The following is a 25177-nucleotide window of genomic DNA, read 5'->3' as shown; positions in this document are numbered from 1 at the left end:
AAGTCGGACGCGCCGGCCATGAGCAGACGGGGCGCGTCGATCAGCAAACGCGGAGCCTGCCGGCCAGCGAGCGTAAGACCTGTCAGCCGGCCGAGCGGAGCGTCTTCGTCACCGCAAGTGGGACGTGTCGTTGAAGAGGCGGACGCTGGCGTTGCCGTCCGCGTAGTAGGACACCGCCGACAGCGAGGCCGCGGAGAGTTCCATGCGGAACAGGGACTCCGGCGGGGCGCCGAGGGCGAGGCGGACGAAGGTCTTGATCGGGGTGACGTGGGTGACCAGCAGGACCGTGCGGCCCGCGTACGCCGCGACCAGCTTGTCGCGGGTGGCGGCGATGCGGACGCCGGTCGCCGCGAAGCTCTCGCCGCCGCCGGTCGGTTCGGCGTCCGGGTCGGCGAGCCAGGCGTCGAGGTCGTCCGGGTGGCGCTCGCGCACCTCGCCGAAGGTCAGCCCCTCCCAGGCACCGAAGTCCGTCTCACGCAGGCCGTCGTCGATCGTCACGTCCAGGCCCAGGTGGGCGCCGACGATGCCCGCGGTCTCGCGGGTACGGGTCAGGGGGGAGGCGATGACGTGCTGCACGGTGCCGCGCCGGGCGAGCGCGCGCCCGGCCCGCTCGGCCTGGTCGCGCCCCACGTCCGACAGCGCGGGATCGGTGCCCCCGCTGCCCGAGAACCGCTTCTGCGGAGTCAGCGGCGTCTCGCCGTGCCGCAGCAGCACAAAGGTGGCGGGCGCCCCGAGGTCGGCGGACCCGGACCACCCCGTGGAGGCGGCGGCCCGCTCCCGCGGCTCGGCGGCCGCCCGAGCCACCCGCGCGTCACCGACACCGGACACGGACGCCTCCGCCCGACCGGTACCCCCCACCGAAGCCATGTCCTCCGCCCCTTCCGGGGCGTCGCCCCGACCCGTCGCGGCCGCGACACCGCGCGCCGCCCGTACGTCCGCACCGGCCCGAGGCGGCGCCTCACCGGCCGTCCCCGCCCGGGGAACCCCGTTCTCCACCGACCACAGCTCCCCCCTGCTGCCCGCGTCCATCGCCTCGTTGGCCAGGTGGTCGGCGTGCTTGTTGCGGTCGCGGGGGATCCACTCGTACGTGACGGAGGTCGGCGGGAAGACACGGCTCGCCTCCGCCGCCAGGGGCTTCATGTCGGGGTGCTTGATCTTCCAGCGGCCCGACATCTGCTCGACGACGAGCTTGGAGTCCATGCGCACCCGCACGGTGGCCGTCGGATCGAGGTCGTGCGCGGCGCGCAGCCCGGCGATCAGCCCCCGGTACTCGGCGACGTTGTTCGTGGCGACGCCGATGTACTCGGCCGCCTCCGCCACGACCTGCCCCGACGCCGCCTCCAGGACGACGGCGCCGTACCCCGCCGGTCCCGGGTTGCCCCGTGAGCCGCCGTCCGCCTCGACGATGAACTCCCGCACGCCCGCACGCCCTTCCGCAGCTCCGGCTACAGTCCCGACTCGGCCGTGCGCACCAGGATGCGACGGCAGTTCTCGCACCGCACCACCGTGTCCGGCGCGGCCTTGCGGATCTCGTTGATGTCGGTGATGGCCAGCTCCTGGCGGCAGCCCTGGCAGGTGCGCTGGTACAGCTTCGCCGCGCCGATGCCGCCCTGCTGCTCGCGCAGCTTGTCGTACAGCTTGAGCAGGTCCGCGGGTACGGACGCGGCCACGACCTCGCGCTCCTTGGTGACCGAGCCCGCCTCGCGGTCGATCTCCGCGAACGCGCCGTCCCGGCGCCCGGTCGCGTCGTCGACCTTGCCCTGCACCGACCCGACCCGCTCGGTCAGTTCGGCGACCCGCTCCTGCGCGGCCTCCCGGCGCTCCATGACCTCCAGGACGACGTCCTCCAGGTCGCCCTGGCGCTTGGCGAGGGAGACGATCTCCCGCTGGAGGTTCTCCAGGTCCTTCGGGGAGGTGACCGCGCCGGAGTCGAGGCGCTGCTGGTCGCGGGCGGCACGCCGGCGCACCTGGTCCACGTCCTGCTCGGCCTTGGTCTGCTCGCGGGCGCAGTCGCTCTCCTCGGTCTGCGCGGCCACGAGCAGGTCGCGCAGCTGGGTGGCGTCCTTGTTCAGCGACTCGATCTCGGCGTGCTCGGGCAGCGACTTCCGCTTGTGCGCCAGCTGCTGGAGGCGGACGTCGAGGGCCTGGACGTCGAGGAGTCGGATCTGGTCGGCGGGCGCGGCGTTCAGTTGGGGGCTCCAGGGGTGTGCGATTCCGAGGGGGCGCGTGAAGCGCTCCTTGTGAGGGCGGTGGCGGGCGACGGGCGGGCGGACGCCGCGTGGGTGGTCCAGGGGTCGGTGACCGTCGTCGAGATGTGGACGCGCAGGTCCCATCCGTTGCGGTCGGAGATTTCGTCGAGCTGGGCTGCGGCCAGCTCGCACCAGGGCCACTCGGTGGCCCAGTGCGCCGCGTCGAGCAGCGCGAGGGGACTGTGGTGGACGGCCTCGGAGGCCGGGTGGTGGCGCAGGTCGGCGGTGAGGAAGGCGTCCACGCCGGCGGCGCGCACCTGGTCGAAGAGGCTGTCGCCGGAGCCGCCGCTGACCGCGACCGTGCGCACGGTCGCGTCCGGGTCGCCCGCGACGCGCACGCCCTGTGCGGTGGCGGGCAGCCGCTCGGCGGCGCGGGCGGCCAGTTCGCGCACGGTGACCGGGTGGTCGAGGGCGCAGATCCGGCCGAGGCCGCGGCGGCCCGAGGGGTCGGTGGGGTCGGGCACGAGGGGGCCCACGACCCGCAGGTCCAGGGCGCCGGCGAGCGCGTCGCTGACGCCCGGGTCGGCCGTGTCGGCGTTGGTGTGGGCGACGTGCAGCGCGATGTCGTGCTTGATCAGCGTGTGCACGACGCGGCCCTTGAAGGTGGACGCCGCGACCGTGGTCGTCCCGCGCAGATAGAGCGGGTGGTGGGTGACCAGCAGGTCGGCGCCCAGTTCCACGGCCTCGTCGACGACGTCCCGCACGGGGTCCACGGCGAACAGGACGCGGGAGACCTCCTGGTCGGGGTCGCCCGTGACGGTGCCGACCGCGTCCCAGGACTCGGCCCGTTCGGCGGGCCACAGGGTCTCCAGCACGGTGATGACTTCAGAGAGACGGGGCACGGGGAAAAGGCTACCTGGCCGTCCTGCGCGGACCTACCGGCTCTGCCCGGAAGGCCCCCGCCCAGCACATTCGCCCCGGTTTCCTCAGGCGAACCGCGGCGTGGACACCCTTATGTGTGAAGCGGCCGCAGGCCGGTCCCCCGCCTGTGCGTACGAAAACTAGGTTCGTCGCAGGAGGTGACCGAACGATGACGGCCTGTGCGATCGAGCCCTCGGCTGCCGGTGCGGACCAGAGGGCGCAAGAGGTGCGGGGAGCGCAGGGGGCACAGGGGGCGCGGGAGGTGCGGGAGCGGCCCGCGCCGGCCTGCACCATCACGGCGGACGGCGCCTACGCCGCCCGGCTCGCGGTGGCCGGCGGCTCCTGGTTCCCGGAGCGCTGGACCCTGGACGGCCCCGAGCCGTACGCCGTGTCGCTGCCCGGCAACCAGCCGGAGGAGCCCGGCACCGGACTCCAGCCGATGGGGGACGGCCGTGTCCTCATCCACCGGCTGGTGGACGGGCGGCACGCCTTCTTGCTGCTGTACCCGACCGGTCCCGGCACCGGTGAGCTGCCGCTGGGCGCGGTGGAGTGCCCGGACCCGGCGACCCGGCTGCGGCTGCTGCCGCCCGCGCCGTGCGGGCGCCGGGCGTACGCCGTCGCCGTCGGCGCCCGGTCCACGGCGCTGTGGCTGGTGGCCGGCGGCGGCTTCGGGCCCGAACTGCTCGCGGAGGTCCCCGGGCGCTGCTCGGGCGGGGCGTGGCTGGACCGGAGGGGGCGGATGCTGGCCCTGGACCGGGAGGCGGGCGGGCGCACCAAGGCGGTCGTGGTGGATCTGGAGCGGGGCGGCGAGGTGTCCCCGCTGCTCCAGATCTCGGCCGACAGCGACGACCGGCTGCTGCTCGCGGACCCGGACAGCGGACTGCTGCTGATCGCCTCGGACGCGCCCAGTCCCGGGCAGGAACGATTGGGCTGGGGTGTGCTGGGCAGCACGCTGCCGGTCCGCTTCCCGGAGTGCCTGCGGGTTCCGGAGTGCGTGGTGACGCCGTTCGCGATCCAGCCGGGGCAGGTGCTGACGCCGGAGCACTGCGGGGTGGCGCTGCGCGTGGACGGCGCGTTCGGCACCTGGGTGGCGGTGTGGCGTCCGGCAGGGCGGCGATTGCAGCACCTTCCGGCGCCGCGGGGCTGGCTCACCGGGTCCGGGCTGTGGACGGCGGACGGGACGCTGCGGCTGCCGTACGCCACGGCGGAGGAGCCGTGCGGGGTGGCGCGGCCGGTGCTGCCGCGGGCCGCGGCGCGGGAGGCGCGGCCCGAACCGGAGGGGCCGGAGTACCTGGACGCCGAAGGGACCGGCGTAGGGACCGCCGAAGGGATCCCCGAGGCTGCCGCCGGAGGGGAACCGGAGCCTCGGGAGCCGGTCGTGGTGCGTCCTGTGCCCTTGCAGCAAGCGCCCCTGGCACGTCTTGTAACGAAGTAGTGCCGGTTGGCGAGGGCTCCTGGAAACGGCCCGAGGGGACTTGGTTACACTCTTCCGGCTGTCAGAAGGATCATGTCGACGGGGTGAGTAGTTCCGATGAGCGACACCAGTACAACGCAGCCGCTGTCCACCGGCTCCCAGGAGCCTGACGGACACGGCAAGCACCGGGGTCCGGTCTCGGGCCAGGACGGCGAGACGGCCCCCCGCGGCCGCCACCGCCGGCCGGAACAGGCCGAGGCCGCGGCCTGACGGGTACGCGAGAAGAAGGAGGGGGCCGCCCGACCGGGGCGGCCCCCTTTTCCATGCCCGCAACGCTCACCCGACCCGCACCACCGTGTCCGTGAGCACCGGCGCCCCCGCCCGTTCGACGGCGCTCACCTCGGCCCGCACCACGTCCGCGCCGCCCCGCCCGCGCCACATGCGCACCCGCAGCGTCTCCCCCGGGTACACCACCCCGGCGAACCGGGCGTCGTACGACCGCACCCGCTCCGTGTCGCCGTCGAGCAGGGTGTCGACCACGGCCTTCAGCGTGATGCCGTACGTGCACAGCCCGTGCAGCACGGGACGGTCGAACCCGGCGCCGCGGGCGAAGCCGGGGTCGGCGTGCAGCGGGTTGGTGTCGCCGGTGAGCCGGTAGAGCAGGGCCTGGTCCTCGCGGACGGCGCGCTCGACGACCGCGTCGGGTTCCCCGGCGGGCGGTGCGGGGCGGGCGAGGGGCCCGCGGTCGCCGCCCGGGGCGCCCTCGCCGCGTACGAAGATCCGCGCCTCGTCGGTCCACAACGGGCCGTCGGCGTCGGCGACTTCCGTGCGCAGGACGAGCAGGGCCGCGCCGCCCTTGTCGTGCACCGCGGTGATCCGCCCGGTCGCCGTGGCGCGGCCCCGCGCCGGGAGGGGACGGTGGATCTCCAGCGACTGGCCGCCGTGCAGCACCGCGGCGAGGTCGACGTCGACGCCGGGTACGGACAGACCGCGGATGACGCCGGGCGGGCCGCCGCCGGCCACGGTGGCGAAGCTCGGCAGCACCCGCAGCCGGGTCTCCAGCGTGTAGCGCAGTTCGCCGGGGTCGGTGGCGGGGCGGCCTGCGCCGATGCCGAGGTGGTAGAGCCGTACGTCCCGGTCGTCCCAGACGATCTCCGTGACGAGGGGCGGGGCGGCGAGGGCGGTGGCTGCGTCAATGGGCACACCCCGTTGTAACCGATCGCGCCCCGCCCCCGACCGATCGCGGCCCGCCCCTGACCGATCGCGCCCCCACCGGTGACATTTGTACTGTCCGGGTCCGTACAACCGCCTCTGCCGTGCGTGCTCCCCCGGCCCCTACCGTCGTAGACATGACACAGACGGAACACCCCGCCGTGTCCTTCACGGGGGCGGTCAAGACGTACGGCGCGGTGCGCGCCGTCGACGGCATCGATCTGGAGATCCGGCGCGGCGAGACCGTCGCGCTGCTCGGCCGCAACGGCGCGGGCAAGTCCACGACCATCTCGCTGCTGCTCGGTCTGCGCGAGCCCGACGCGGGCCGGGTCGAGCTGTTCGGCGCCGAGCCCGGCCGGTCGGTACGGGCCGGCCGGGTGGGCGCGATGCTCCAGGAGGCGCGGGCCGTGCCCCGGGTCACCGTCGGGGAGCTGGTGGGCTTCGTCGCCTCCCGCTACCCGGAGCCGATGCCGGTGGAGCGGGCCCTGGAACTGGCCGGGATCACCGATCTGACCGAGCGGCGGGTGACCCGGCTGTCGGGCGGGCAGCTCCAGCGGGTGCGGTTCGCGATGGCGCTCGCCGGCAATCCCGCGCTGCTGGTCCTGGACGAGCCGACCGCCGCGCTGGACGTGGAGGCGCGGCACGCGTTCTGGGCGTCGATGCGCTCCTACGCCAGCCGCGGCCACACCGTGCTGTTCTCCACGCACTACCTGGAGGAGGCCGACGTGTACGCCGACCGGATCGTGGTGATCGACCGGGGCCGGGTCGTCGCGGACGGCACGGGCGAGGAGCTGCGCCGGGCGGCGGGCGGCAACCTGGTCTCCCTCGACCTGGCGGGACGGGACCCCGACGGCCTCGCCCTGCTGCCCGGTGTGCGGTCGCTGGAGGTGCGCGGGGACCGGGCGCTGCTGCGCACGGACGACTCCGACGCGACCGTGATGGCCCTGGCCGGGCTGAACGCGGTCCGGGGCCTGGAGGTCGCGCTGGCCTCCCTCGACGACGCGTTCCTCGCGCTGACCTCGCACGAGGCGCCGCCCGGCGGCGAGCCGCTGGAATCCGGTACCGACTCGCTGGAAGCGGAGGCCGTGTGATGTGGGACTACCTGAGGCTCGAAGTGCGCCGGACGCTGCGCGACACCGGGTACGTGGTGGGCGGGGTCGCGATGCCGGTGATGATGTACGTGCTGTTCACCAACATCGGGACGACCGACGCGGACTGGCGGACCGCCTCCATGATCGGCATGGCGGCCTACGGCGCGGTCGGCTCCGCCCTGAACACCGGCGGCGCGGTCGCCGAGGACCGGGCGGTGGGCTGGCTGCGGCAGCTCAGGGTGACGCCGATGACACCGCGCGAGGTGGTGGCCGGGCGGGCGCTGACCGGCGCGGTGACGGTGGTGCCGGCGATCGTGGCGGTGCTCCTGGCGGGCGGGCTGCTCAACGGGGTGCGGCTGGACGTCTGGCAGTGGGTGGTGATCGCGCTGCTGCTGTGGCTGGGCTCGATCCCCTTCACCCTGCTCGGCCTGGGCAACGGCTACCGGCTGACCGGCCCGGCGACCGGGGTGGCGAACATGGTGTGCAACCTGGGGCTCGCGGTGGTGGGCGGGCTGTGGTTCCCCGTCACGCTGTTCCCCGAGTGGCTGCGCACGGTGTCGGCGTACACCCCCACCAACCGTTTCTCCCAGCTCGGCACCGCGGTCGCGGACGGGCACGCGCCGACGGCCGGGGCGCTGCTGGTGCTGGCCGTGTGGGTGCTGGCGTTCGGCGCCTACGCCGTAGTCTCGTACCGCCGTGGCGCGGACGACATCTGACCCCGGGGGGCGTTGGGCATGAGGTGGTGGCGGAGGATCTCCTGCCGACTGGGCGCGTTGCGGCTGGCGCGGCTGCGGTGGCAGGAGGACATGGACCGGTTCCGGGCCGCGCAGCAGGACGCCGGGTGGACCGGGGAGCCGGGCGGGGTGATGCCCGAGCACCCGGGTCCGCCGCCCACCGGTTTCTCGCTGTTGCCGTGGCTCCTGATGGGGCTGGGCTCGCTGTCCAACCTGCTCCAGGGGGAGGCGGCCAACCCGTGGGTGGGCGGGCTCGGTCTGCTCGTCTTCAACTCGCTGTACGTGTACGTGGTGTTCCGGGCGTTCGACCGCGAGAAGCGGCGGAACGCGAGCACGCGGGCGGCGCTGGTGCTGATGGGGCTGGTGACCTGTGCGCTGGCCATCGGGTACGGCGGCAACTGGCTGTTGTTCTTCCCGCTGTTGGGGCTGGCGGCCGGGGCGGTGCTGCGGGGGCCGCGGCTGGGGCGGTTCGGGCTGGCGCTGACCGCGGTCGCGGGGGTGGTGTCGGGGGTGCGGGACGGCTGGAACGCGGTGAACATCGCGTACAGCACGTTCCTGGCGACGATGGTGACCGCGGCGATCCTCTCCCTGTCCGAGGCGGTGCGGGAGTTGCGGGCCGCACGGGAGGAACTGGCCCGGCGGGCGGTGGAGAAGGAGCGGCTGCGGTTCTCGCGGGACCTGCACGACCTGCTCGGCCACACGCTCTCGGTGATCGTGGTGAAGTCGGAGGCGGCGCGGCGACTGGCGGGGCGGGACCTGGACGCGGCGCTCGCGCAGATCGGGGACATCGAGTCCGTGGGGCGGCAGGCGCTGACCGAGATCCGGGAGGCGGTGACCGGGTACCGGGAGGGGAGCCTCGCGACGGAGCTGGAACGGGCCGCGTCCGCGCTGTCCGCGGCGCGGGTGGAGCCGGTGGTGAAGCAGTCCGGGACGCCGCTCGCGCCGCAGACGGAGGCGCTGCTGGGGTGGGTGGTGCGCGAGGCGGTGACCAATGTGGTCCGGCACAGCGACGCCACGCGCTGCGAGATCACCGTGGAGGGGAGCGCGGGGCGCGTACGGCTCACGGTGAACGACAACGGTACGGGCGCGGTGGTCACCGAGCCACGGGAGGGCATCGGCGGCACCGGTCTCAAGGGCCTCACCGAACGCCTCGCGACGGCGGGCGGCTCCCTGCACGCCGCGCGCGGCCGCTCCGGCTTCACGGTGACGGCGGAACTCCCCGTGGAACCGACGGGTTCCCCGCTGGACCCCACCCCGTCGGCTCCGGTCACGTCGTAGGGACAGCGCCGTAGGAATCACGCCGCAGGAATCACACCGTGGAGATCACGCCGTAGAGATCACGTCGCAGGAATCACGGCCTGGGGACCGCCCCGCGGTCACTACCCTTGGGGCGTGACGAACATCAGGGTGCTGCTCGCCGAGGACCAGGGGATGATGCGGGGGGCGCTGGCCCTGTTGCTGGGGCTGGAGGCGGACATCGAAGTCGTCGCCCAGGTCGCCGCGGGCGACGCCATCGTGGACGCCGCGCTGACCCACCGGCCGGACGTCGCCCTCCTGGACATCGAACTGCCCGGCAGGAGCGGTCTGGACGCGGCGGCCGAGCTGCGCGAGCGGGTGCCCGGCTGCCGTGTGCTGATCCTCACCACCTTCGGCCGCCCCGGCTATCTGCGCCGGGCCATGGAGGCGGGCGCCGCCGGCTTCCTGGTCAAGGACGGCCCGGTGGAGGACCTCGCCGTGTCGATCCGCCGCGTCCTCGCCGGGGAGACGGTCATCGACCCGGCGCTGGCCGCCGCCGCGCTGAGCGCCGGTCCCAGCCCGCTCACCGCCCGCGAGTGCGACGTGCTGAAGGCGTCCGTGGACGGGGCGACGGTCGCCGACATCGCCGCGAAGCTGCACCTGTCGGAGTCCACCGTCCGCAACTACCTGTCCTCCGCCATCGGCAAGACGGGCACCCGCAACCGGATGGAAGCGATGCGGGAGGCCAGGCAGCAGGGCTGGCTCTGAACCTGACGGGTGATCAGATCTTCATGGGAAGGTCAAGGATTCGTTAGCGGCTCGAAGCAACGGAATAGTTGCCTGTGCATACGAGGTTGAGCCAGTACTCGCCCGCGCGGATCATCGACCACCTTCTTCTTCCGGCCCGGAGGCCATTCCCCATGACGCACACGACCGACCAGCCCACCCGGAGAGCGAGCGGCGCCCTCGTGCCCGTGCTCGCCTTCGCGGGCATCGTGGTCGCGGTGATGCAGACCCTGCTCGTCCCGGTCATCAAGGATCTGCCGCAGCTGCTCGGCACCGAGCCCAGCAACGCCACCTGGGTCCTGACGTCCACGCTGCTGTCGGGAGCCGTGGCCACCCCCATCATGGGCCGCCTCGGCGACCTGTACGGCAAGCGGCGCATGCTGATACTCAGCCTCGCCGTCATGGTGGTCGGCGCGCTGATCAGCGCCTTCACAAGTGCGTTGCTCGTCATGATCCTGGGCCGTACGCTCCAGGGCTTCGCGATGGGCGCCATCCCGCTCGGCATCGGCCTGATGCGCGACATGCTCCCGCGCGAGCGGCTCGGCTCCGCAATGGCCCTGATGAGCTCCTCGATCGGCGTCGGCGGCGGTCTCGCGCTGCCCGCCGCCGCCCTGGTCGCGCAGCACGCGGACTGGCACGCCCTGTTCTACGGCGCCGCCGGCCTCGGTGTGCTGTCCATCGTCCTGACCCTCCTCGTCGTACCCGAGTCGCCGACGCGCGCCGAGGGCTCCTTCGACCTGCTGGGCGCGCTCGGGCTGTCCGCCGGTCTGGTCCTGTTCCTGCTGCCGATCACCAAGGGCAGCGACTGGGGCTGGTCCTCCGGCACCACGCTCGGACTGTTCGCCGCGGCCCTGGTCGTCCTGCTGCTGTGGGGCGTGCTGGAGCTGCGCCTGAAGGCCCCGCTGGTCGACCTGCGCACCACCGCCCGCCGCGAGGTGCTGCTCACCAACCTCGCCTCGATCATGGTCGGCGTCTCCTTCTACGTCGTCTCCCTGGTCCTGCCCCAGCTCCTCCAGCTGCCCACCGCCACCGGCTACGGCCTCGGCCAGTCGATGGTCGTCGCCGGTCTGTGCGTGGCCCCGCTGGGTCTGACGATGATGTTCACGGCGCCGGTGTACGCGCGGCTGTCGGCCCGCTACGGCCCCCGGGCGACCCTGGTGATCGGCCTGGTCGTCATCGGCATCGGCTACGGCGGCGGGCTGCGCCTGATGGACGCCGCCTGGCAGACGGTCCTCACCTCGGTGATCCTCGGCGCGGGCATCGGCCTCGCCTACTCCTCGCTGCCCGCCCTGATCGTCGGCGCGGTGCCCGCGTCGGAGACGGGCGCGGCGAACGGCCTCAACACGCTGATGCGGTCGATCGGTACGTCCGTCTCCAGCGCCGTGATCGGCATGGTGCTGGCGAACACCGCGAACGACGTGGGCGGGGTGGCGGTCCCGACCATGCACGGCTTCCATGTCTCCTTCCTGATCGCGACCGCCGCCGTGGCGGTGGGTCTGGTGCTCGCGCTGTTCCTGCCCCGGCAGAACCGGGCGGCGCAGCACACGCAGCTGCGGGCCAGCAGCGAGGAGGAGGCCGGCATCGCGCACGCCGAGGAGGTGCTGAGCGGGTTCCGGGGCCGCGTCCTGGACGCCGCCGGCGCCCCCGTCGCGCGGGCCAAGGTCACGCTGATCGACCGGCGGGGCCGGCAGGCGGGCGCCACGCTCTCCGGCGAGGACGGCAGCTACGCGCTCGCGGTGCCGACGGAGGGCCCGTACGTGCTCGCGGCGCGGGCCACGGGGCACGGGCCGCACGCCTCGTCGGCGACGCACGCGGGGGACGACCGGGCGGTGGACCTGGACCTGTCGCTGCCGGGCGAGACCGTCACCGCCTGAGCCCTCCCCCGGCTTCCCCTGGCCTCCCCCGGTTCCCCTGGGTCCTCTCGCTTTCTCCCGCCGTCGTGCCTTCCGTACCCCCCGTCGCCCCGTGCGGCGGGGGGTACGGCAGCATGGGCGGCCGAAGCGACGGACGACCGAGGGGAAAGGCGGGCTGCATGGCCGCGGCACCCAAGCCCGAGATCCTGGACGCCTTCACGGCGGCCAAGGGGTTCATGCCCGTGGACGAGGGGCTCGCGCTGTACGCGGCCGCCGTGGAGGCGGCGCGGCTGGGGCTGCCGCTGCTGGAGGTCGGCACGTACTGCGGGCGCTCGACGATCCTGCTCGCGGACGTGGCGCGGCAGGCCGGGGTGACCGCGCTCACCGTGGACCACCACCGGGGCAGCGAGGAGCAGCAGCCGGGCTGGGAGTACCACGATCCGGAGACGGTCGATCCCGAGGTCGGGCTGATGGACACGCTGCCGTCGTTCCGGCGGACGCTGTACCGGGCCGGTCTCGAGGAGCACGTGATCGCGCTGGTCGGGCGCTCCCCGAAGGTCGCGGCGCTGTGGAACACACCGCTCGGCCTGGTCTTCGTGGACGGCGGTCACACCGACGAGCACGCCACGGCCGACTACGAGGGCTGGACCCCCCATCTCGCGGAGGGCGGTCTCCTGGTCGTCCACGACGTCTTCCCCGACCCCCAGGACGAGTTCACGGGCCAGGCCCCGTACCGCGTCTACCTCCGGGCGCTGGCCTCCGGCGCGTACACGGAGCTTCCGCACACGGGGTCGCTGCGCGTGCTGCGCAGAACCGCGGGCCCCGGTGTCGGGGCGGGGTTGGTGTAGGGGGCAGCCGATAGGGTGGGCGCGTGTCGTACGTAGGACCGGACTTTGATCCCCCGCAGGAGCGCCGGCGACGGCGCGGTCCGCTGGTCGTCGCGGTCGCCGCGCTGGTGCCGGGGGCGTTGATCGGCTGGCTCGTGTACCAGGCCGTGGGCGCGCCCGGCGGCTCGGACGACAAGGCCGGTGGCTCCGCCTCCGCCGCGTCGCCGGGCCCCGTCTCCTCCCGTGTCGCCCCGCCGCCCGCGGCCGACTCACCGGGCCCACCGGGCTCCCCCGCCCCTTCGGCCCCGGCCTCCGCCGACGGCGAACCCCTCGCGGGCAAGGTCGTCGTCATCGACCCGGGGCACAACACCGGCAACTACCGGCACACCGCCGAGATCAACCGCAAGGTGGACGTCGGCAACGCCCGCAAGGAGTGCGACACCACGGGCACCGCCACCAACGACGGTTACCCGGAGGCCGAGTTCACGCTCGACGTCGCGCACCGCCTGCGCACGCTCCTGGAGCAGCAGGGCGCCACGGTGAAGCTGACCCACGACAACGGCACCCCCGACTGGGGCCCGTGCGTGGACGAGCGCGCCCGGATCGGCAACACCGCGCACGCGGACGCCGCCGTCTCCATCCACGCCGACGGCTCGGCGGCCGGCAACCGCGGCTTCCACGTCATCATGCCGGGGTCCGTGCACGCCGGCGCCGCGGACACCCGACCGATCCTCGCGCCCTCCCGGGCGCTGGGCGAGCGCATCGCGGGGAACTTCGTCCGGGCCACCGGCAGCGCCCCCTCGAACTACATCGGCGACGGAACCGGCCTGGTCACCCGGACCGACCTCGGCGGACTCAACCTTTCCACGGTCCCGAAGGTCTTCATCGAGTGCGGGAACATGCGTGACGGCAAGGACGCGGCGCTGCTCACGAGCGGCGCGTGGCGGCAGAAGGCGGCCGAGGGGATCTCTGAGGGAATCGTGAGTTTCCTGCGCGGGTAGGGACCGACCTGCCGATCCCGGCGGACACCGTGATCGGGCGGACGATAAGGTCGTCCCCCGCCTACCGACGACGAGACGACCTACGAAGGACCTAAGGTGAACATCCGCTCCCTCACTCGGGGCGACGGCGTGGTGATCGGAGCAGCGGTGTTGCTGTTCATCGCGTCGTTCCTCGACAACTACTCGTACGACTCGGCCCCGGCCGGCTTCGACCTCCCGAGCCTGTGGGCCAGCGGTCCGGTCCTGCTCGGTGTGGTGCTCGCGGGGATCATCGGGGCCGCGCTCGTCATCGTCTCCCGCGCCCTGCCCCAGCCCCGCAAGGTCGCCGGTCTCGACCTGGGCCAGTTCGGGGTCGCGTTCACGGTGTTCGCGGCCTGGAGCGCGCTCGGCAACGTCATCGACCCCGCGGGCGGCGCGAACAACATCGGCAACTCCACGAACGGCCCGAGCGCGGGCACGGGTCTGATCCTCGCCCTGATCGCCACGCTGGTGATGGCCGCGGCGGCCGTCGCGACCCCGCTGGTCCCGGCCCTCCAGGCGGGTCTGATCCCGGCGCCCAAGCCGCCGGCCCCGCAGCCGTACGGCGCGCAGCCCCCGGCCGGTTACGGCTATCCGGGCGCGCAGCAGTCGTACGGCGGTCAGCCGCAGCAGCCCTACGGCCAGCAGCAGCCGCCGGCCACTCCGGCGCCGGAGTTCTCGCCGTTCTGGTTCGCCGTGCCGGTGCCGCGTCCGCTGTTCGCGGAGGACGGCTCGCCGGCGCCGATCGCCGAACTGGCGCCGGGCACCTGGTACCTGGCGGTGGAGCAGCGCGGCCAGCAGCTGATCGCGCAGACCCAGGACGGCCGCCGGGGCCTGCTCCAGGACACCTCCGGCATCCAGCGCGGCTGAGCGCCCGCACCGACGGATCACGGCCCCTCGCCCCTGCCGGGCGGGGGGCCGTCGCCGTTCTCCCGTCCCCCGTTTCCCACCCCCCCGTCCCCGGTTTCGCACGTTCCTGTTTCACGAGGGAACGAGCGGCAATCCGAAGGACATGTCCACTCGATATCGCAACGGTGCCAATCAGGCGGGCACGGTGATCGCCGTGGTCGCCGACGTCATGGCCTTCATCCTGGGCCTGTGGATCGTGATGTACCTGCTCGACGCCAACCGCGGCAACGACCTCGTGCAGTTCGTGCACAACGCGGCGGCCTGGCTGGCGGGTTGGTCGCACGACCTGTTCACCTTCGACGAGGCGTGGGCCCGGGTCGTGGCCGGTTACGGCCTCGCCGCCGTGGTGTACCTCTTCGTCGGCCATGCCGTGGCCGGCCGGATGCACCGGCACTGACCCGCCGTTCCCCGATGTCGCGCGGCCCGTCGTCGCAGTCGGTGCGCGGCTAGTCGCAGCAGTCGGGGTCCAGGCCGGCCGGAAGCAGCTCGCCGCCGAACACCGCGCAGGTGGCCTCGTGGCCGCCGAGCGCGGCGACGGCGAGCAGGAGCGAGCCCGCCGTCCAGGTGGTCAACTCCCGGGGCCAGACGGTGTCGTCGTCGAAGACGTACCCCGTCCAGTAGAGGCCCGAGTCCGGGTCGCGCAGGTGGCGCACCGACTGGAGGATCTCCAGTGCGCGGTCCGATTCGCCCATCGCCCACAGGGCCAGGGCGAGTTCACAGGACTCGCCGCCGGTGACCCAAGGGTTGGGCACCACACAGCGGACACCGAGTCCTGGGACCACAAAACGGTCCCAGGACTCCTCCATGCGGGACTTGGCCTCCGGGCCGGTGAGGGCGCCGCCGAGGATCGGGTAGTACCAGTCCATCGAGTAGCGGCTCTTGTCGAGGAAGCGCTCGGGGTGCCTGCGGATCGCGTGGCGCAGCGAGCCGAGGGCCAACTCCCAGTCGGGCTGGGCCTCTTCACGCTGGTCGGCGATGGCGAGGGCGCAGCGCAGGGCGTGGTGGACGGACGAACTCCCGGTCAGCAGCGCGTCGTCGGCCGGGGTGCCGTCGGCGTCGACGCGCCAGCCGATCTGGCCGCCGGGCCGCTGGAGGCTCAGCACCCATTCGATCGCCGCGTATACCGAGGGCCACATGCGGTCCAGGAAGGTGTCGTCGCCGGTTGACAGGTAGTGGTGCCAGACGCCGACGGCCACGTAGGCGACGAAGTTGGACTCGCGGGCGGGGTCGGTGACGTCGTCGTGGGCGCCGTCGGCGTAGGCGGCGTACCAGGAGCCGTCCTCGTTCTGGTGCCGGGCGAGCCAGGTGTACGCCCGCTCGGCGGCGGCGTGTTCACCGGCCGCGTCGAGGGCCATGGCGGCCTCGGTGTGGTCCCACGGGTCGAGGTGGTGGCCGCGGAACCAGGGGATGGCGCCGTCCTCCCGCTGTACGGCGAGGACGCCCCGGACGGTCGCGGCGGCCTGCTCGGCGGTGAGGACCCCGGGCAGGACGAGGTGTTCTGTCCGGGGTGCGGTCACCGGCCGGCCGCCGACGGGAGGTGGGGCTTGGTCGCGTAGGCCACGAAGCTCTTGCCGATGAGGGGGTTGAGGGCCTGTTCGGCGACGCGGGTGGCGAGGGGCTTCTTCATGATGTCCCAGACCAGCAGCTTGTGGTACGCCTTCACGGGCAGCACCTGGTCGTTGTCCACGCCGAAGGCGCACTTGAGCCACCAGTACGGGGAGTGCAGGGCGTGGGCGTGGTGGGTGCCGTACGGCTTGAGGCCGGCCTCGCGCATCTTGGCGAGCAGTTCGTCGGCCTTGTAGATGCGGATGTGGCCGCCCTCGACCTCGTGGTAGGCGTCGGAGAGGGCCCAGCAGACCTTCTCGGGGCCGTAGCGGGGGACGGTGACGGCGATGCGGCCGCCGGGCCTGAGGACCCGGACCATCTCGGCGAGCACACCCTTGTCGTCGGGGATGTGTTCCATGACCTCGGAGATGATGACGACGTCGAAGGACTCGTCGGGGAAGGGCAGGGCGAGGGCGTCGCCCTCCATGGCGGTGGCGGTGGCGCCCGCGGGGGCCTCGCCGGCCTCCTCCATCGCCGCGAACCACTTGGCGACCTCGCGGATCTCCTCGCCGTTGCGGTCGAGGGCCACGACGCGGGCGCCGCGCCGGTAGCACTCGAAGGCGTGCCGCCCGGCCCCGCAGCCGAGGTCCAGCACACGGTCGCCCGCGGCGAGCGGAAACCGGGAGAAGTCGACGGTCAGCACGAGGCCCTGCTTTCGGGTTCGGGGTAGACACCGACGCCGCCGCGTGCGGCGATTCCGGCCGCGCGGTCCCCGGCCCCGGCCGGCGGGGCGGAGGAGGTGACGGTGCCGACGGGTCGGTGGTGGGGGGCGTCGGCCATGGCCTCGCGGTAGTGGGCCACCGTGCCCTCGGCCGCTCGGGTCCAGGTGAAGCGGGCGAGGACGCGGGCGCGGCCGGCCGCACCGAGGCGGGTGCGCAGGCCGGGGTCGGACAGCAGCCGGCCGAGGGCGGTGGCGAGGGCGCCCGCGTCGCCGGGCGGCACCGCGAGACAGGTCTCGCCGTCGGGTCCCGCGACCTCGGGGATGGCCCCGCCGGTGGTGGCGACGAGCGGTGTCCCCGTGGCCATGGCCTCGGCGGCCGGCAGCGAGAACCCCTCGTAGAGCGAGGGCACGCAGGCGACCTCGGCCGAGCGCACCAGGTCGACCAGTTCGGCGTCCGAGATGCCCTTCACGAACTCGACGGCGTGCTCCAGGCCGTAGCGCTCGATGAGGTGGGCGACCGGTCCGTCCTCGGCCCGCTTGCCGACGACCACGAGGTGCGCGCCGGGGTGCTCGGTGCGCACCTTGGCGAGCGCCTCGACGAGGTGCACGAGCCCCTTGAGGGGGACGTCGGCGCTGGAGGTGGTGACGATCCGGCCGGGGACGACGGGCACGGAGGGGTCCGGCGAGAAGAGGTCGGTGTCGGCGCCGATGTGCACGACGTGGACCCGGTCCGGCTCGACCCGGAGGTGGCCGACGATCTCCTGCCGGGAGGTGCCGGAGACGGTGAGCACGGAGGGCAGCCGGCGGGCGACCCGCTTCTGCATGCGGGTGAACGCGTACCAGCGGCGCACGGAGTAGCGGCGCATCCGGCCCTCGGCCGCGTCCAGCTCCAACTGCCGGTCCACGGTGATGGGGTGGTGGATCGTCGTGACGAGCGGGGCGCCTATGTCGCCCAACAGCCCGTAACCGAGCGTCTGATTGTCGTGCACGACGTCGAACTCGCCGCGCCGGGCCCGCAGATGGCGCCGGGCGCGCAGCGAGAAGGTGAGGGGTTCGGGGAAGCCGCCGGTCCACATGGTCGCCACTTCGAGCGCGTCGACCCAGTCGCGGTACTCCTCGCGGCGGGGGGTGCGGAAGGGGTCGGGCTGGCGGTAGAGGTCGAGGCTGGGCAGTTCGGTGAGGGTCAGTCCGTCGAGTCCCTCGTCGAGGACCGGGTAGGGCTGGGAGCCGATGACCTCGACACGGTGCCCGAGCCTGGCCAGCTCGCGCGACAGATGCCGTACGTAGACGCCCTGACCGCCACAGAACGGGTTCCCTTTATAGGTGAGAAGCGCGATGTCGAGCGGTCGCCCGCCGTCGGCTGCGGAGTCCTTCCGGGCGCCCGCATCCCTGGCCTCAGCGGTCACTCCGACCCCCTTCTCCATGCACGTCCGGCGAGCGTACGCCGGGACGATAATCTAGAACAAGTTTCAGACTTGATCGTTCAGGAGGCTCTGAATCTACCGGCAGGTAGGGGCGCTGCGAGCAGGGGATCAGGTGATTCGTGCCACGGCGCGGACCCTGCCATGCTGTGCGATCACCTGCCCTCACCGAGTGTCACGGACGGGACCCATGCCAGCGGAAGCCAAGGTGGAAGCCAGTACCGGCCACGCGAGACAGCCGGGCTCGCCGCCGCTGACCGAGCGGCAGGAGGCCCGGCGCCGGCGCATCCTGCGGGCGAGCGCGCAACTGGCGGCCCGGGGCGGGTTCGACGCCGTGCAGATGCGCGAGGTGGCGGAGTCCTCGCAGGTCGCGCTGGGCACGCTGTACCGGTACTTCCCCTCGAAGGTGCATCTGCTGGTCGCGACGATGCAGGACCAGTTGGAGCGGCTGCACGGCACGCTGGCCAAGAAGCCGCCGACGGGTGACACGCCGGGCGAGCGGGTGGCGGAGACGCTGATGCGCGCGTTCCGCGCACTCCAGCGCGAGCCGCTGCTGGCGGACGCGATGGTCCGCGCGCTGACCTTCGCCGACCGCAGTGTCTCTCCCGAGGTGGACCAGGTCTCCCGACAGACGACGGCGATCATCCTGGACGCGACGGGGGTCGCTGCGCCGGGGGCGTGGCAGTTGTCGGCGGTGCGGGTGATCGAGCACACCTGGCACTCGGCCCTGATCACCTGGCTCTCGGGCCGCGCGTCGATCGCCCAGGTGGGAGCGGACATCGAAACGGCCTGCCGCCTGATCGACCTGACGACACCGGAGCCGACACCGGGCACAGATGGCGACGATGCGCACAGCTGACAGGTTTCGGTCAAAACCGCTAGCGGCGTGACGCGACAACTCACCGTTTCTTCACAGGAGCCCCATGCCCTGCACACACATTCACCTCATCCGACTGCGCTGCGTTTTCGGTCAAGCACTCTGCGGGATCTTGTGGGGTGATCTTGGCACGTGCGTGAATGAGGCCGCCGCGTCCGGCGGGGACAAGGGTGTTCCTCCGATGTGCGGTGACAGGGCGGCAGGGGGAGCCGTCGTCAGGGCCCGCCGCTCTCGGCCCGGTCCGTCCCCGGCTGCCTTCATCCCGGCCGAAGGATGCTCCGTTGCGCTTCAGACGCCCCCACAGATCACCTGACACCTCGTCGAGCAGATCCACTGTTCGCGCCCGCTCCCGCACGAAGCGGGGGGGCTTAGCCTCCGGTTCCCTTCTCCCCCTGGTGGCCGCCGCGGCGGTGCTGGCGGGTCTGCTCGGCCCCGGGTCCCCGGCCGGCGGGTCGCTGCCCGACAGCGCCACGGTCGCCGACAGCTACGACGGCTTCGACGCCAAGACCGCCGAGCAACTGCGGCAGGACCAGTGCCTCATGACCGACGCGCTGCGGCTGGGCGGCACGGAGATGGGCGGCCTGGCACAGAACGCCCTGAACCAGAGCCCGGAACAACTGCGCGTCGCCGCGAACCGCGAGTACTGGAACAACACCCCGCTGTCCGTCGCGTACGACAAGGACAGGGAGCTCATCGTCCAGGAGAGCGCGACGCTGGATCCGCGCCGGGATGCCTGGAAGAACGCGCTGTCGGGTCTGTCCGCCCCCGGCGGCTTCAAGTCCGACGCCGACTTCTACTGGCCGCCTGCGCCCAGCGACGCCGAAGGCGACTTCTTCCATCAGGTCGGCTACTCGACTTGGCTCGGTGACCAGCGGTGGAAGCCCGAGGACACCCTCTACGACAACCCCACCCCCGTGGCCGACGAGGCGACCGTCAAGGCGGTCACGGACCTGGGCACCCCGCTCTACAGCAGCCCCGACCCCACCCTGCCCACCGATGAGTGGCAGCTGGCCTTCGCCGAGAAGCAGGCTTTCGAGGACCTGCTCGACGGCGACGACCTCTTCACCGACGTGAACGCGGACGACGCCCGCATGTTCCTCTCCGCCGGTGGCTTCCCGCGCACCGCTCCGGACCCGGACAGCCTGGCGTTCCGGCTCGCGGTGGAGGACTTGAAGACACGGTTCGCGGCGTGCTCGTGGCGCAGTCCGATCGACCCGAGCAAGGTCCTCGGCAAGGAAGTGGCCGCCGCCTCCGCGGAGTGGCAGCAGGAGATCGCCTCCCAGGCCACCCAGCGCAACCAGATGGTCACCGCCAACCGGGACGCCACCAAGGCACTGGCCACCGGCGCCAAGGCACTGGGCGAGATGCGGACCAACCTGAAGCGAATGACGCAGGGCCTTGCCCCTATGGGCCCGGGCAGAACGGGTGGTGGCGGGCTGGACAAGCCCTTGAACCTCCATCACATGCTTCAGACGCAGGACGGACCGGTCGCCGAGGTCTCGGATGCGATGCACTTCGACAACTACTCCCAGTTGCACTGGAAGGCCGGCACCAAGATTCCCAGTGGGATCGACCGGCCGGAGTTCGAGAAGTGGAAATCAGCGTACTGGAAGAACAGGGCAAAGGACTTCTCATGACAAACGGTCTACAGACAGCGGTTCAGGTGATCGGTCTCGTGCGGGAAAACGAGGGTCTGGCGCATCATGGCAACGGCTGTTCACCCGAGATGATCGCCAGGGCGGAGTCCGAGCTGGCTCTTGTCTTTCCACCCTCCTATCGGCATCTGATCGAGGAGTTCGGTACGTGGGACGTCCCTCCCACCGAGTTCCTCGGCGTGTACCAGACACCGGCCGGAGGAGAGGAGTTGCTGGGCACCCCTGCCTACACCAAAGCCGATCGCGAAGCACTCGGGCTTCCCCACCACTTCATGGTCGTCATGCACGACGACGTCTGGGGCGTCGTCGTGCTCGACACTTCTCAGCCTGACAAGGACGGCGAGTACCCGATCTTCGCCTGGAACCCGGGAGTCCTCGACGGCGGACTCATGGAGAAAATCGCGGACAGCTTCGGAGAATTCGCACTCAAGGCGTGCCAACAGAACCTAAACTAACTCTCTTCGCGCATCATCGGCCCGGCAGTCGCACGCTGGCCACATTGTTGGCCAGTTCGACCCTCGCGTCACGTCGGCCCCCACGACCCGGTTATGGCCGTGGGGACCGACGTTTTCGTATGACGGGATACCGAAGTCGCTGCCCGGGGCCTGCCTGGTCTTCCGTCAGTCCGCGGAGGCTGTGCGGGCCCGGTCGGAGGAAGTTGGCCTCGGCACCCCTATCCGTGGAGTGGAGATGCGATCCGGGCATGATGCAGTTCACTGCGAACAGCCTCCTCATCGGAATTGGAAAACGACGACGCAAACCGAATCACGTTCTCGTGTTCGGAATGATGGCCGAACTGCCCTCAGTGCTGAAACCCAGCCTCGAATACATTGACCGGCTGGCGGGACCCCTGAAGAAGCAGGGTCGTCTGCACCGCCCATTCGGAAGGACGATCGTGACCGCGGAATTCGGGCTCTCCTGGATTTCCATGCAGTGCGACTGCATGGAACAGACCCTGACGGTGCCGGAGTTGGACTGCCTCGTGGAGACCGGCAGCAAGGAAGCCCTCCTCCTCGTCGCCGAACGCTCGGTGACCGCCATCCCCGCCCCGGGCCACACCCTGCTCGGCCAGGACGTACGACGTCTGCTGGACTCCCCTCTCGACGACTCCGTGCTGCGCACAGTATGGGTCGGCGGGGCCGGATTCGCCTTCGATCCCAAGGCGGACAAAGAGAGCCTGAGAGACTGGCTGGCCGGGGTCGAAACGTCGTGGCTGAACGCCGAGCGGCGGACAGACCCAGGGTTCACCCCACCCCCGCCCGCACCGTCGACGGACCCCGCTCTGCGCGAGGCGGTCCTGGAGGCAATCGACCGCGTGGCACCCGGGCTGACTGCGGCAGCGGACAAAGGCATCTCGGCCGTCCCTCTCGTTGGCATGGTGCCGGCGTTGACCGACGTGGTCGAGAGGGCCAACGCCGACCTCGGCTTCCGGCTCTTCCTGCGGGTACTGAAGGCATACTGCCTACCCATCAGCCCGCCGGACCACCATGCGCTCCTGACGCTCGGCGAACGCTTCGGCTACCGGGACCTCGTCGACGAAGGCGAACTGAATCTCACCCCGTCGGCGTGAACGATGGCCGACCTACCACCGGCACTGAGGCCCACGTTCATTACGGAATCCGGTGGAGAGGTGAAGGATGCATGACCGAGAACGGCTCCAATCTGCCGCTGAAGGCCCCGCCGGATATCATCGCCCAGCGGACCGCAGTGGCTGAAGAGGCTTGCCGCGCACTGGCCCGAGCCGGGATTCCTGTTCACCGGGGTGACCTCGGAGACGGGTCCGAGGGCAGGCCCGGGGCGGAGGTTCACGTGGATCCTCTCGCCGTCGGCGGTGTGCTGGTGGAATGGAACACGGAGGCCGAACTGACAACCGCCGCCGTGAACCTTCTGGCGGACGGAGTCGCCCCTTCAAACCTGCCTTATCTAATTCGTCATTACGAAACGGTCCAGACCTGCATGCGGGACGCCCTCCTGGGAATCCTCACCTCGGCGGGTTTCCATGCCGAGAAGGCAGACGGGCACACCTACGGCACTGCGGTCTTCGTAAAAGACTTCCATGAACCTTCGCCCTCTACTGAATGTTGAGCGATGGCTGTACAGAGTGTTCGGGGCCGGAAAACCGCTGGCTGGCGTGCCCGTGCCGGTGAGAGCATCACCGCGGCAGGCACCAGCTTCGTCACCGTTCCCACCGCCTGCCCGGAAAGGTGATCGTGACCGCTGAGTTCGGGCTCTCCTGGATGTCCAGGCAGTGCGACTGGATGGAACAGACCCTGACCGTGCCGGAGTTGGACTGCCTCGTGGATGTCGGTCGCAAGGAGGCCCTCTTCCTCGTCGCCGAGCGTTCGGTGACGGACATACCCGCCCCGGGCCACACCCTGCTTGGCCAGGACGTACGACGTCTGCTGGACTCCCCTCTCAATGACTCCGTGCTGCGCACCGTTTGGGTCGGCGGGGCCAGAACGCACTTCGATCCCAAGTGGGAAAAAGAGAGCATGAGGGACTGGCTGGCCGGGGTCGAAACAGCGTGGCTCAACGCCGAACAGCGGGCGGACCCCGGGTTCACTCCACCCCCACCCGCACCGACCACCGACCCCGGTCTAAGCGAGGCGGTCGTAGAGGCGATCAATCGCGTGGCACCCCAACTGACAGCCACAACGGAGAATGACATCTTCCCCCTGCCCGGCATGGTGCCTGCCCTGACAGGTGTCGTCGAGAAGGCCGACGCCGACCTCGGCTTCCGGCTCTTCCTGCGGGTGCTGAAGGCATCCTTCCTGCCCATCAGCCCGCCTGATCACCATGCACTCCTGGCACTCGGCGAACGCTTCGGCTACCGGGACCTCGTCGACGAGGGCGAACTGAGTCTCGCCCCATCCTCGTCATAGACACGTCACCGCGAAGCCGAAAATCCCTTCTTCTTCAAGGGAGGAAAAGCCAGAGATGACGGCACGATTCAGTGAGTTCATGTTTGGCCTCCCGTGGCTGATGAGCTTCTTCCACCAGGACGCGCACCACACAGGGTCGACGCCTGCCGCCATCGTGACGTACCACTTCGTAGAAGAACTCGACCCCGAGGAGGTGCTCCTCGTACGCCGTGACGCACAGCAACTCGCGGACGGGCTCGATGCCGACGAGAACGCGGCCGTCTGGAAATCGTGCGCGGACAGCGGTCCGACCTTCTACCAGGTCGCCGGGGCCGAGGACGCCTCGGCCTGGATGCGGCAGGTGGTCGACCTCTGCGACGCCTGGCTGTCACGCCGGACTCCACCGCGCCACTTACCGCCGGCGGACCAGTACGACGGACCCGAACTCGCCGGCCAAGTCACGGCACTCCTACGGGAAGTACGTCACCACCTGGCCCCGAAAATGGCGGACACCCTGGAAAAGACGGTCGGCTCCTGCACGCCCGACCTCGCTTTCCGACTCCTGGTGCATGCCCTGCCGAACGCCCGTCAGGTATCGCACCGCGCCGCGATCACAGCTGAGCAGTACACCTCGTTCGTAGAGCTGGCAGCAGCCTTCGACTATGGCGAGTACGCCCTCAGCGACCTGGACGCCGTCTTCGACGGCTAGCGCAGCCCGAAACAAGTTACGGCCGGTGTGGAGGTGGCCACGGTCTCCTCCACACCGGCCGGATCATTTGTCATCGGAGACGAATGCCTTGAAGGCGCGCATCCTCGGGGCACGTCAAGTGTGTCCGATGAAGTACACCGTCCGACCGAAGAACTGGAGAACAATCGTGACCGCTGAATTCGGGCTTTCCTGGATGTCCAGTCAGTGCCATGACTTGGATCTGACCCTGACGGTGCCGGAACTCGACTGTCTTGTGGACGTCGGTCGCAAGGAAGCCCTCTTCCTCGTTGCCGAGCGCTCGGTGGCCGACATTCCCGCGCCGGGGCACACCCTGCTCGGCCGGGACGTGCGGTGTCTGCTGGATTTCGGGTTCGGTCCGCCCCCGCCCGTGCCGCCTGCCGACTCCGCTCTGCGTGAGGCGGTGCTGGAGGCCATCGACCGCTTCGCACCCCGGCTGACCGCCGCGGCGGACAAAGGCGCCTGGGACACCGTCCCTCTCCCAGGGCTGGTGCCCGCCCTGGTCGGCGTGGTCGAGGAGGCCGACGCCGACCTCGGCTTCCGGCTCTTCCTGCGGGTGCTGAAAGCGTCCTGCCTGCGCATCGGGTCGCGTGATCACCAAGTGCTCCTGGCGGTCGGTGAACGGTTCGGTCACCAGGGGCTCGTCGGCGACGGTGAACTGAATCTTGTTCCGTGACCGGGCCCGGCACACGAAGGACCTACGAGGCGGGTTCCCTTCGCCGGTATTGTCCGGATCAGGTGGTAGGGGTCGCCGTTCGGCCCGACCACTGCCGTTCGGCCTCTCAGCCCGACCGTCGACGTCGGCCCCAGCGGATGCCGCGAGCTAACCACGGCGTCGCGCCCGAGTCGGCTACTCCGGTCGAACTCCCTCACTCGTCCCGTAGGCCACTTCCAGGATAAAACGCACATAGCGATAAAGAACCCCCCAAATTCATGATCTTTTTTCGGCTTGTAGAGTGAGTCGGTCGTCATCACACCCGTACGGGGGGAAGCCGGTGCAATTCCGGCGCTGACCCGCAGCCGTGAGCCGCCGAGAGGCGGTGAGCCGGATCGCCCCGACCGGAACGTTGACCGGCTCACCACGCGCCCGGCACCCGCCGCGCGCCGCACCGTCGAGGTCTACGGAGCCGAGCCGCCGGGATGTCCCGTCGTCCCGTGCTGCCCGCCTCCCGCACCCGC

The 25177-nt window shown here is 71.4% G+C and carries 26 protein-coding genes and 1 riboswitch; of the genes, 19 read left to right on the top strand and 7 right to left on the bottom strand.

The features are described from left to right. Positions 1-108 precede the first annotated feature (108 nt). From AB0F77_RS16725 to AB0F77_RS16715, 3 genes are read right to left on the bottom strand one after another with little or no spacing between them, the layout of a single operon-like run. Positions 109-1419 carry a bifunctional RNase H/acid phosphatase gene (locus tag AB0F77_RS16725; RefSeq protein WP_361948147.1) on the bottom strand — a complete coding sequence of 437 codons (1311 nt, stop codon included), beginning with the start codon at positions 1417-1419 and terminating at the stop codon, positions 109-111. 26 nt (positions 1420-1445) lie between these two features. After that, a complete protein-coding gene (locus tag AB0F77_RS16720; protein WP_361948305.1) occupies positions 1446-2189 on the bottom strand; it encodes a C4-type zinc ribbon domain-containing protein in 744 nt (247 codons plus the stop codon). After that, on the bottom strand, positions 2186-3091 hold the full coding sequence (locus tag AB0F77_RS16715; RefSeq protein ID WP_361948144.1) for a Nif3-like dinuclear metal center hexameric protein: 906 nt from the start codon (positions 3089-3091) through the stop codon (positions 2186-2188). Before AB0F77_RS16715 ends, AB0F77_RS16720 begins: the two co-directional genes overlap by 4 nt. Before the next feature lie 188 nt (positions 3092-3279). On the opposite strand from AB0F77_RS16715, the gene AB0F77_RS16710 reads away from it, so the two are divergent. Next, positions 3280-4545 carry a hypothetical protein gene (locus AB0F77_RS16710; protein ID WP_361948141.1) on the top strand — a complete coding sequence of 422 codons (1266 nt, stop codon included), beginning with the start codon at positions 3280-3282 and terminating at the stop codon, positions 4543-4545. Between the two features lie 96 nt (positions 4546-4641). Then, positions 4642-4794 (top strand): hypothetical protein, encoded by a 153-nt coding sequence (locus AB0F77_RS16705; RefSeq protein ID WP_361948138.1) that lies wholly within the window; start codon positions 4642-4644, stop codon positions 4792-4794. 66 nt (positions 4795-4860) lie between these two features. On the opposite strand, the gene AB0F77_RS16700 is transcribed toward AB0F77_RS16705, so the two are convergent. Beyond that, on the bottom strand, positions 4861-5727 hold the full coding sequence (locus tag AB0F77_RS16700; protein WP_361948135.1) for a MaoC/PaaZ C-terminal domain-containing protein: 867 nt from the start codon (positions 5725-5727) through the stop codon (positions 4861-4863). Between the two features lie 146 nt (positions 5728-5873). Here AB0F77_RS16700 and AB0F77_RS16695 point away from each other — a divergent pair, with 146 nt between their 5' ends. The 9 genes from AB0F77_RS16695 (at position 5874) to AB0F77_RS16655 (ending at position 14588) form a co-directional block, all read left to right on the top strand. Further along, complete coding sequence (locus tag AB0F77_RS16695; RefSeq protein WP_361948132.1) at positions 5874-6827, top strand: ABC transporter ATP-binding protein; 954 nt, start codon at positions 5874-5876, stop codon at positions 6825-6827. Beyond that, complete coding sequence (locus AB0F77_RS16690) at positions 6827-7543, top strand: ABC transporter permease (RefSeq protein ID WP_361948129.1); 717 nt, start codon at positions 6827-6829, stop codon at positions 7541-7543. Before AB0F77_RS16695 ends, AB0F77_RS16690 begins: the two co-directional genes overlap by 1 nt. Before the next feature lie 18 nt (positions 7544-7561). Continuing rightward, entirely contained in the window at positions 7562-8839 is a 1278-nt protein-coding gene (locus AB0F77_RS16685; protein ID WP_361948126.1) for a sensor histidine kinase, read from the top strand. 114 nt (positions 8840-8953) lie between these two features. Beyond that, on the top strand, positions 8954-9565 hold the full coding sequence (locus AB0F77_RS16680; protein WP_361948123.1) for a response regulator transcription factor: 612 nt from the start codon (positions 8954-8956) through the stop codon (positions 9563-9565). A gap of 152 nt (positions 9566-9717) precedes the next feature. Then, positions 9718-11457, top strand: coding sequence for an MFS transporter (locus tag AB0F77_RS16675; RefSeq protein ID WP_361948120.1), 1740 nt, complete (start codon positions 9718-9720; stop codon positions 11455-11457). Positions 11458-11615: 158 nt separating this feature from the next. Next, the gene (locus tag AB0F77_RS16670; protein ID WP_361948117.1) at positions 11616-12284 is read left to right on the top strand and encodes a class I SAM-dependent methyltransferase; all 669 of its coding nucleotides are present in this window, start codon (positions 11616-11618) and stop codon (positions 12282-12284) included. 23 nt (positions 12285-12307) lie between these two features. Further along, positions 12308-13264 carry an N-acetylmuramoyl-L-alanine amidase gene (locus AB0F77_RS16665; RefSeq protein ID WP_361948114.1) on the top strand — a complete coding sequence of 319 codons (957 nt, stop codon included), beginning with the start codon at positions 12308-12310 and terminating at the stop codon, positions 13262-13264. A 96-nt stretch (positions 13265-13360) separates the two neighbouring features. After that, the gene (locus tag AB0F77_RS16660; RefSeq protein WP_361948111.1) at positions 13361-14152 is read left to right on the top strand and encodes a hypothetical protein; all 792 of its coding nucleotides are present in this window, start codon (positions 13361-13363) and stop codon (positions 14150-14152) included. Positions 14153-14294: 142 nt separating this feature from the next. Next, complete coding sequence (locus AB0F77_RS16655; protein WP_361948108.1) at positions 14295-14588, top strand: hypothetical protein; 294 nt, start codon at positions 14295-14297, stop codon at positions 14586-14588. Between the two features lie 49 nt (positions 14589-14637). Here the strand turns inward: AB0F77_RS16655 and AB0F77_RS16650 are convergent, their stop codons facing one another. Genes AB0F77_RS16650 through AB0F77_RS16640 form a run of 3 tightly spaced genes read right to left on the bottom strand, consistent with a single transcriptional unit; the run spans position 14638 to position 17863 of the window. Then, a complete protein-coding gene (locus AB0F77_RS16650; RefSeq protein ID WP_361948105.1) occupies positions 14638-15708 on the bottom strand; it encodes a prenyltransferase in 1071 nt (356 codons plus the stop codon). Continuing rightward, a complete protein-coding gene (locus tag AB0F77_RS16645) occupies positions 15705-16439 on the bottom strand; it encodes a class I SAM-dependent methyltransferase (protein WP_361948102.1) in 735 nt (244 codons plus the stop codon). The genes AB0F77_RS16650 and AB0F77_RS16645 overlap by 4 nt, the downstream gene beginning before the upstream one ends. Beyond that, positions 16433-17863 carry a glycosyltransferase family 4 protein gene (locus tag AB0F77_RS16640; protein ID WP_361948099.1) on the bottom strand — a complete coding sequence of 477 codons (1431 nt, stop codon included), beginning with the start codon at positions 17861-17863 and terminating at the stop codon, positions 16433-16435. Before AB0F77_RS16640 ends, AB0F77_RS16645 begins: the two co-directional genes overlap by 7 nt. A gap of 205 nt (positions 17864-18068) precedes the next feature. On the opposite strand from AB0F77_RS16640, the gene AB0F77_RS16635 reads away from it, so the two are divergent. The 8 genes from AB0F77_RS16635 (at position 18069) to AB0F77_RS16600 (ending at position 24674) form a co-directional block, all read left to right on the top strand. Further along, positions 18069-18737 carry a TetR family transcriptional regulator gene (locus tag AB0F77_RS16635; protein ID WP_361948096.1) on the top strand — a complete coding sequence of 223 codons (669 nt, stop codon included), beginning with the start codon at positions 18069-18071 and terminating at the stop codon, positions 18735-18737. A gap of 413 nt (positions 18738-19150) precedes the next feature. Further along, complete coding sequence (locus tag AB0F77_RS16630) at positions 19151-20392, top strand: HNH/ENDO VII family nuclease (protein ID WP_361948093.1); 1242 nt, start codon at positions 19151-19153, stop codon at positions 20390-20392. Then, positions 20347-20865 (top strand): SMI1/KNR4 family protein, encoded by a 519-nt coding sequence (locus AB0F77_RS16625; protein WP_361948090.1) that lies wholly within the window; start codon positions 20347-20349, stop codon positions 20863-20865. Before AB0F77_RS16630 ends, AB0F77_RS16625 begins: the two co-directional genes overlap by 46 nt. 248 nt (positions 20866-21113) lie before the next feature. Next, positions 21114-21980: a hypothetical protein gene (locus AB0F77_RS16620; protein ID WP_361948087.1), complete on the top strand. Its 867-nt coding sequence runs from the start codon at positions 21114-21116 to the stop codon at positions 21978-21980. 71 nt (positions 21981-22051) lie between these two features. Next, positions 22052-22495, top strand: a complete 444-nt coding sequence (locus AB0F77_RS16615; RefSeq protein ID WP_361948084.1) for a hypothetical protein — start codon at positions 22052-22054, stop codon at positions 22493-22495. A gap of 125 nt (positions 22496-22620) precedes the next feature. Then, positions 22621-23292: a hypothetical protein gene (locus AB0F77_RS16610; protein ID WP_361948081.1), complete on the top strand. Its 672-nt coding sequence runs from the start codon at positions 22621-22623 to the stop codon at positions 23290-23292. Between the two features lie 79 nt (positions 23293-23371). Then, a complete protein-coding gene (locus AB0F77_RS16605) occupies positions 23372-23980 on the top strand; it encodes a hypothetical protein (RefSeq protein WP_361948078.1) in 609 nt (202 codons plus the stop codon). Between the two features lie 166 nt (positions 23981-24146). Beyond that, positions 24147-24674: a hypothetical protein gene (locus AB0F77_RS16600; protein ID WP_361948075.1), complete on the top strand. Its 528-nt coding sequence runs from the start codon at positions 24147-24149 to the stop codon at positions 24672-24674. Between the two features lie 268 nt (positions 24675-24942). Further along, a riboswitch (cobalamin riboswitch) is annotated at positions 24943-25074 on the top strand. The last annotated feature ends 103 nt before the right edge of the window (positions 25075-25177 follow it).

It is taken from the genome of Streptomyces sp. NPDC026672, assembly GCF_040638185.1.
Lineage (GTDB): Bacteria > Actinomycetota > Actinomycetes > Streptomycetales > Streptomycetaceae > Streptomyces.
The sequence above is the reverse complement of the archived record's forward strand: the minus strand, read 5'-3'. Positions and strand labels throughout refer to the sequence as shown.

Excerpts from the sequence above, each read along its gene's own strand:
- AB0F77_RS16710 (WP_361948141.1), top strand. The coding sequence starts at position 3,280 with ATGACGGCCTGTGCGATCGAGCCCTCGGCTGCCGGTGCGGACCAGAGG.
- AB0F77_RS16705 (WP_361948138.1), top strand. The coding sequence starts at position 4,642 with ATGAGCGACACCAGTACAACGCAGCCGCTGTCCACCGGCTCCCAGGAG.
- AB0F77_RS16695 (WP_361948132.1), top strand. The coding sequence starts at position 5,874 with ATGACACAGACGGAACACCCCGCCGTGTCCTTCACGGGGGCGGTCAAG.
- AB0F77_RS16690 (WP_361948129.1), top strand. The coding sequence starts at position 6,827 with ATGTGGGACTACCTGAGGCTCGAAGTGCGCCGGACGCTGCGCGACACC.
- AB0F77_RS16685 (WP_361948126.1), top strand. The coding sequence starts at position 7,562 with ATGAGGTGGTGGCGGAGGATCTCCTGCCGACTGGGCGCGTTGCGGCTG.
- AB0F77_RS16675 (WP_361948120.1), top strand. The coding sequence starts at position 9,718 with ATGACGCACACGACCGACCAGCCCACCCGGAGAGCGAGCGGCGCCCTC.
- AB0F77_RS16670 (WP_361948117.1), top strand. The coding sequence starts at position 11,616 with ATGGCCGCGGCACCCAAGCCCGAGATCCTGGACGCCTTCACGGCGGCC.
- AB0F77_RS16655 (WP_361948108.1), top strand. The coding sequence starts at position 14,295 with ATGTCCACTCGATATCGCAACGGTGCCAATCAGGCGGGCACGGTGATC.
- AB0F77_RS16635 (WP_361948096.1), top strand. The coding sequence starts at position 18,069 with ATGCCAGCGGAAGCCAAGGTGGAAGCCAGTACCGGCCACGCGAGACAG.
- AB0F77_RS16620 (WP_361948087.1), top strand. The coding sequence starts at position 21,114 with ATGATGCAGTTCACTGCGAACAGCCTCCTCATCGGAATTGGAAAACGA.
- AB0F77_RS16615 (WP_361948084.1), top strand. The coding sequence starts at position 22,052 with ATGACCGAGAACGGCTCCAATCTGCCGCTGAAGGCCCCGCCGGATATC.
- AB0F77_RS16605 (WP_361948078.1), top strand. The coding sequence starts at position 23,372 with ATGTTTGGCCTCCCGTGGCTGATGAGCTTCTTCCACCAGGACGCGCAC.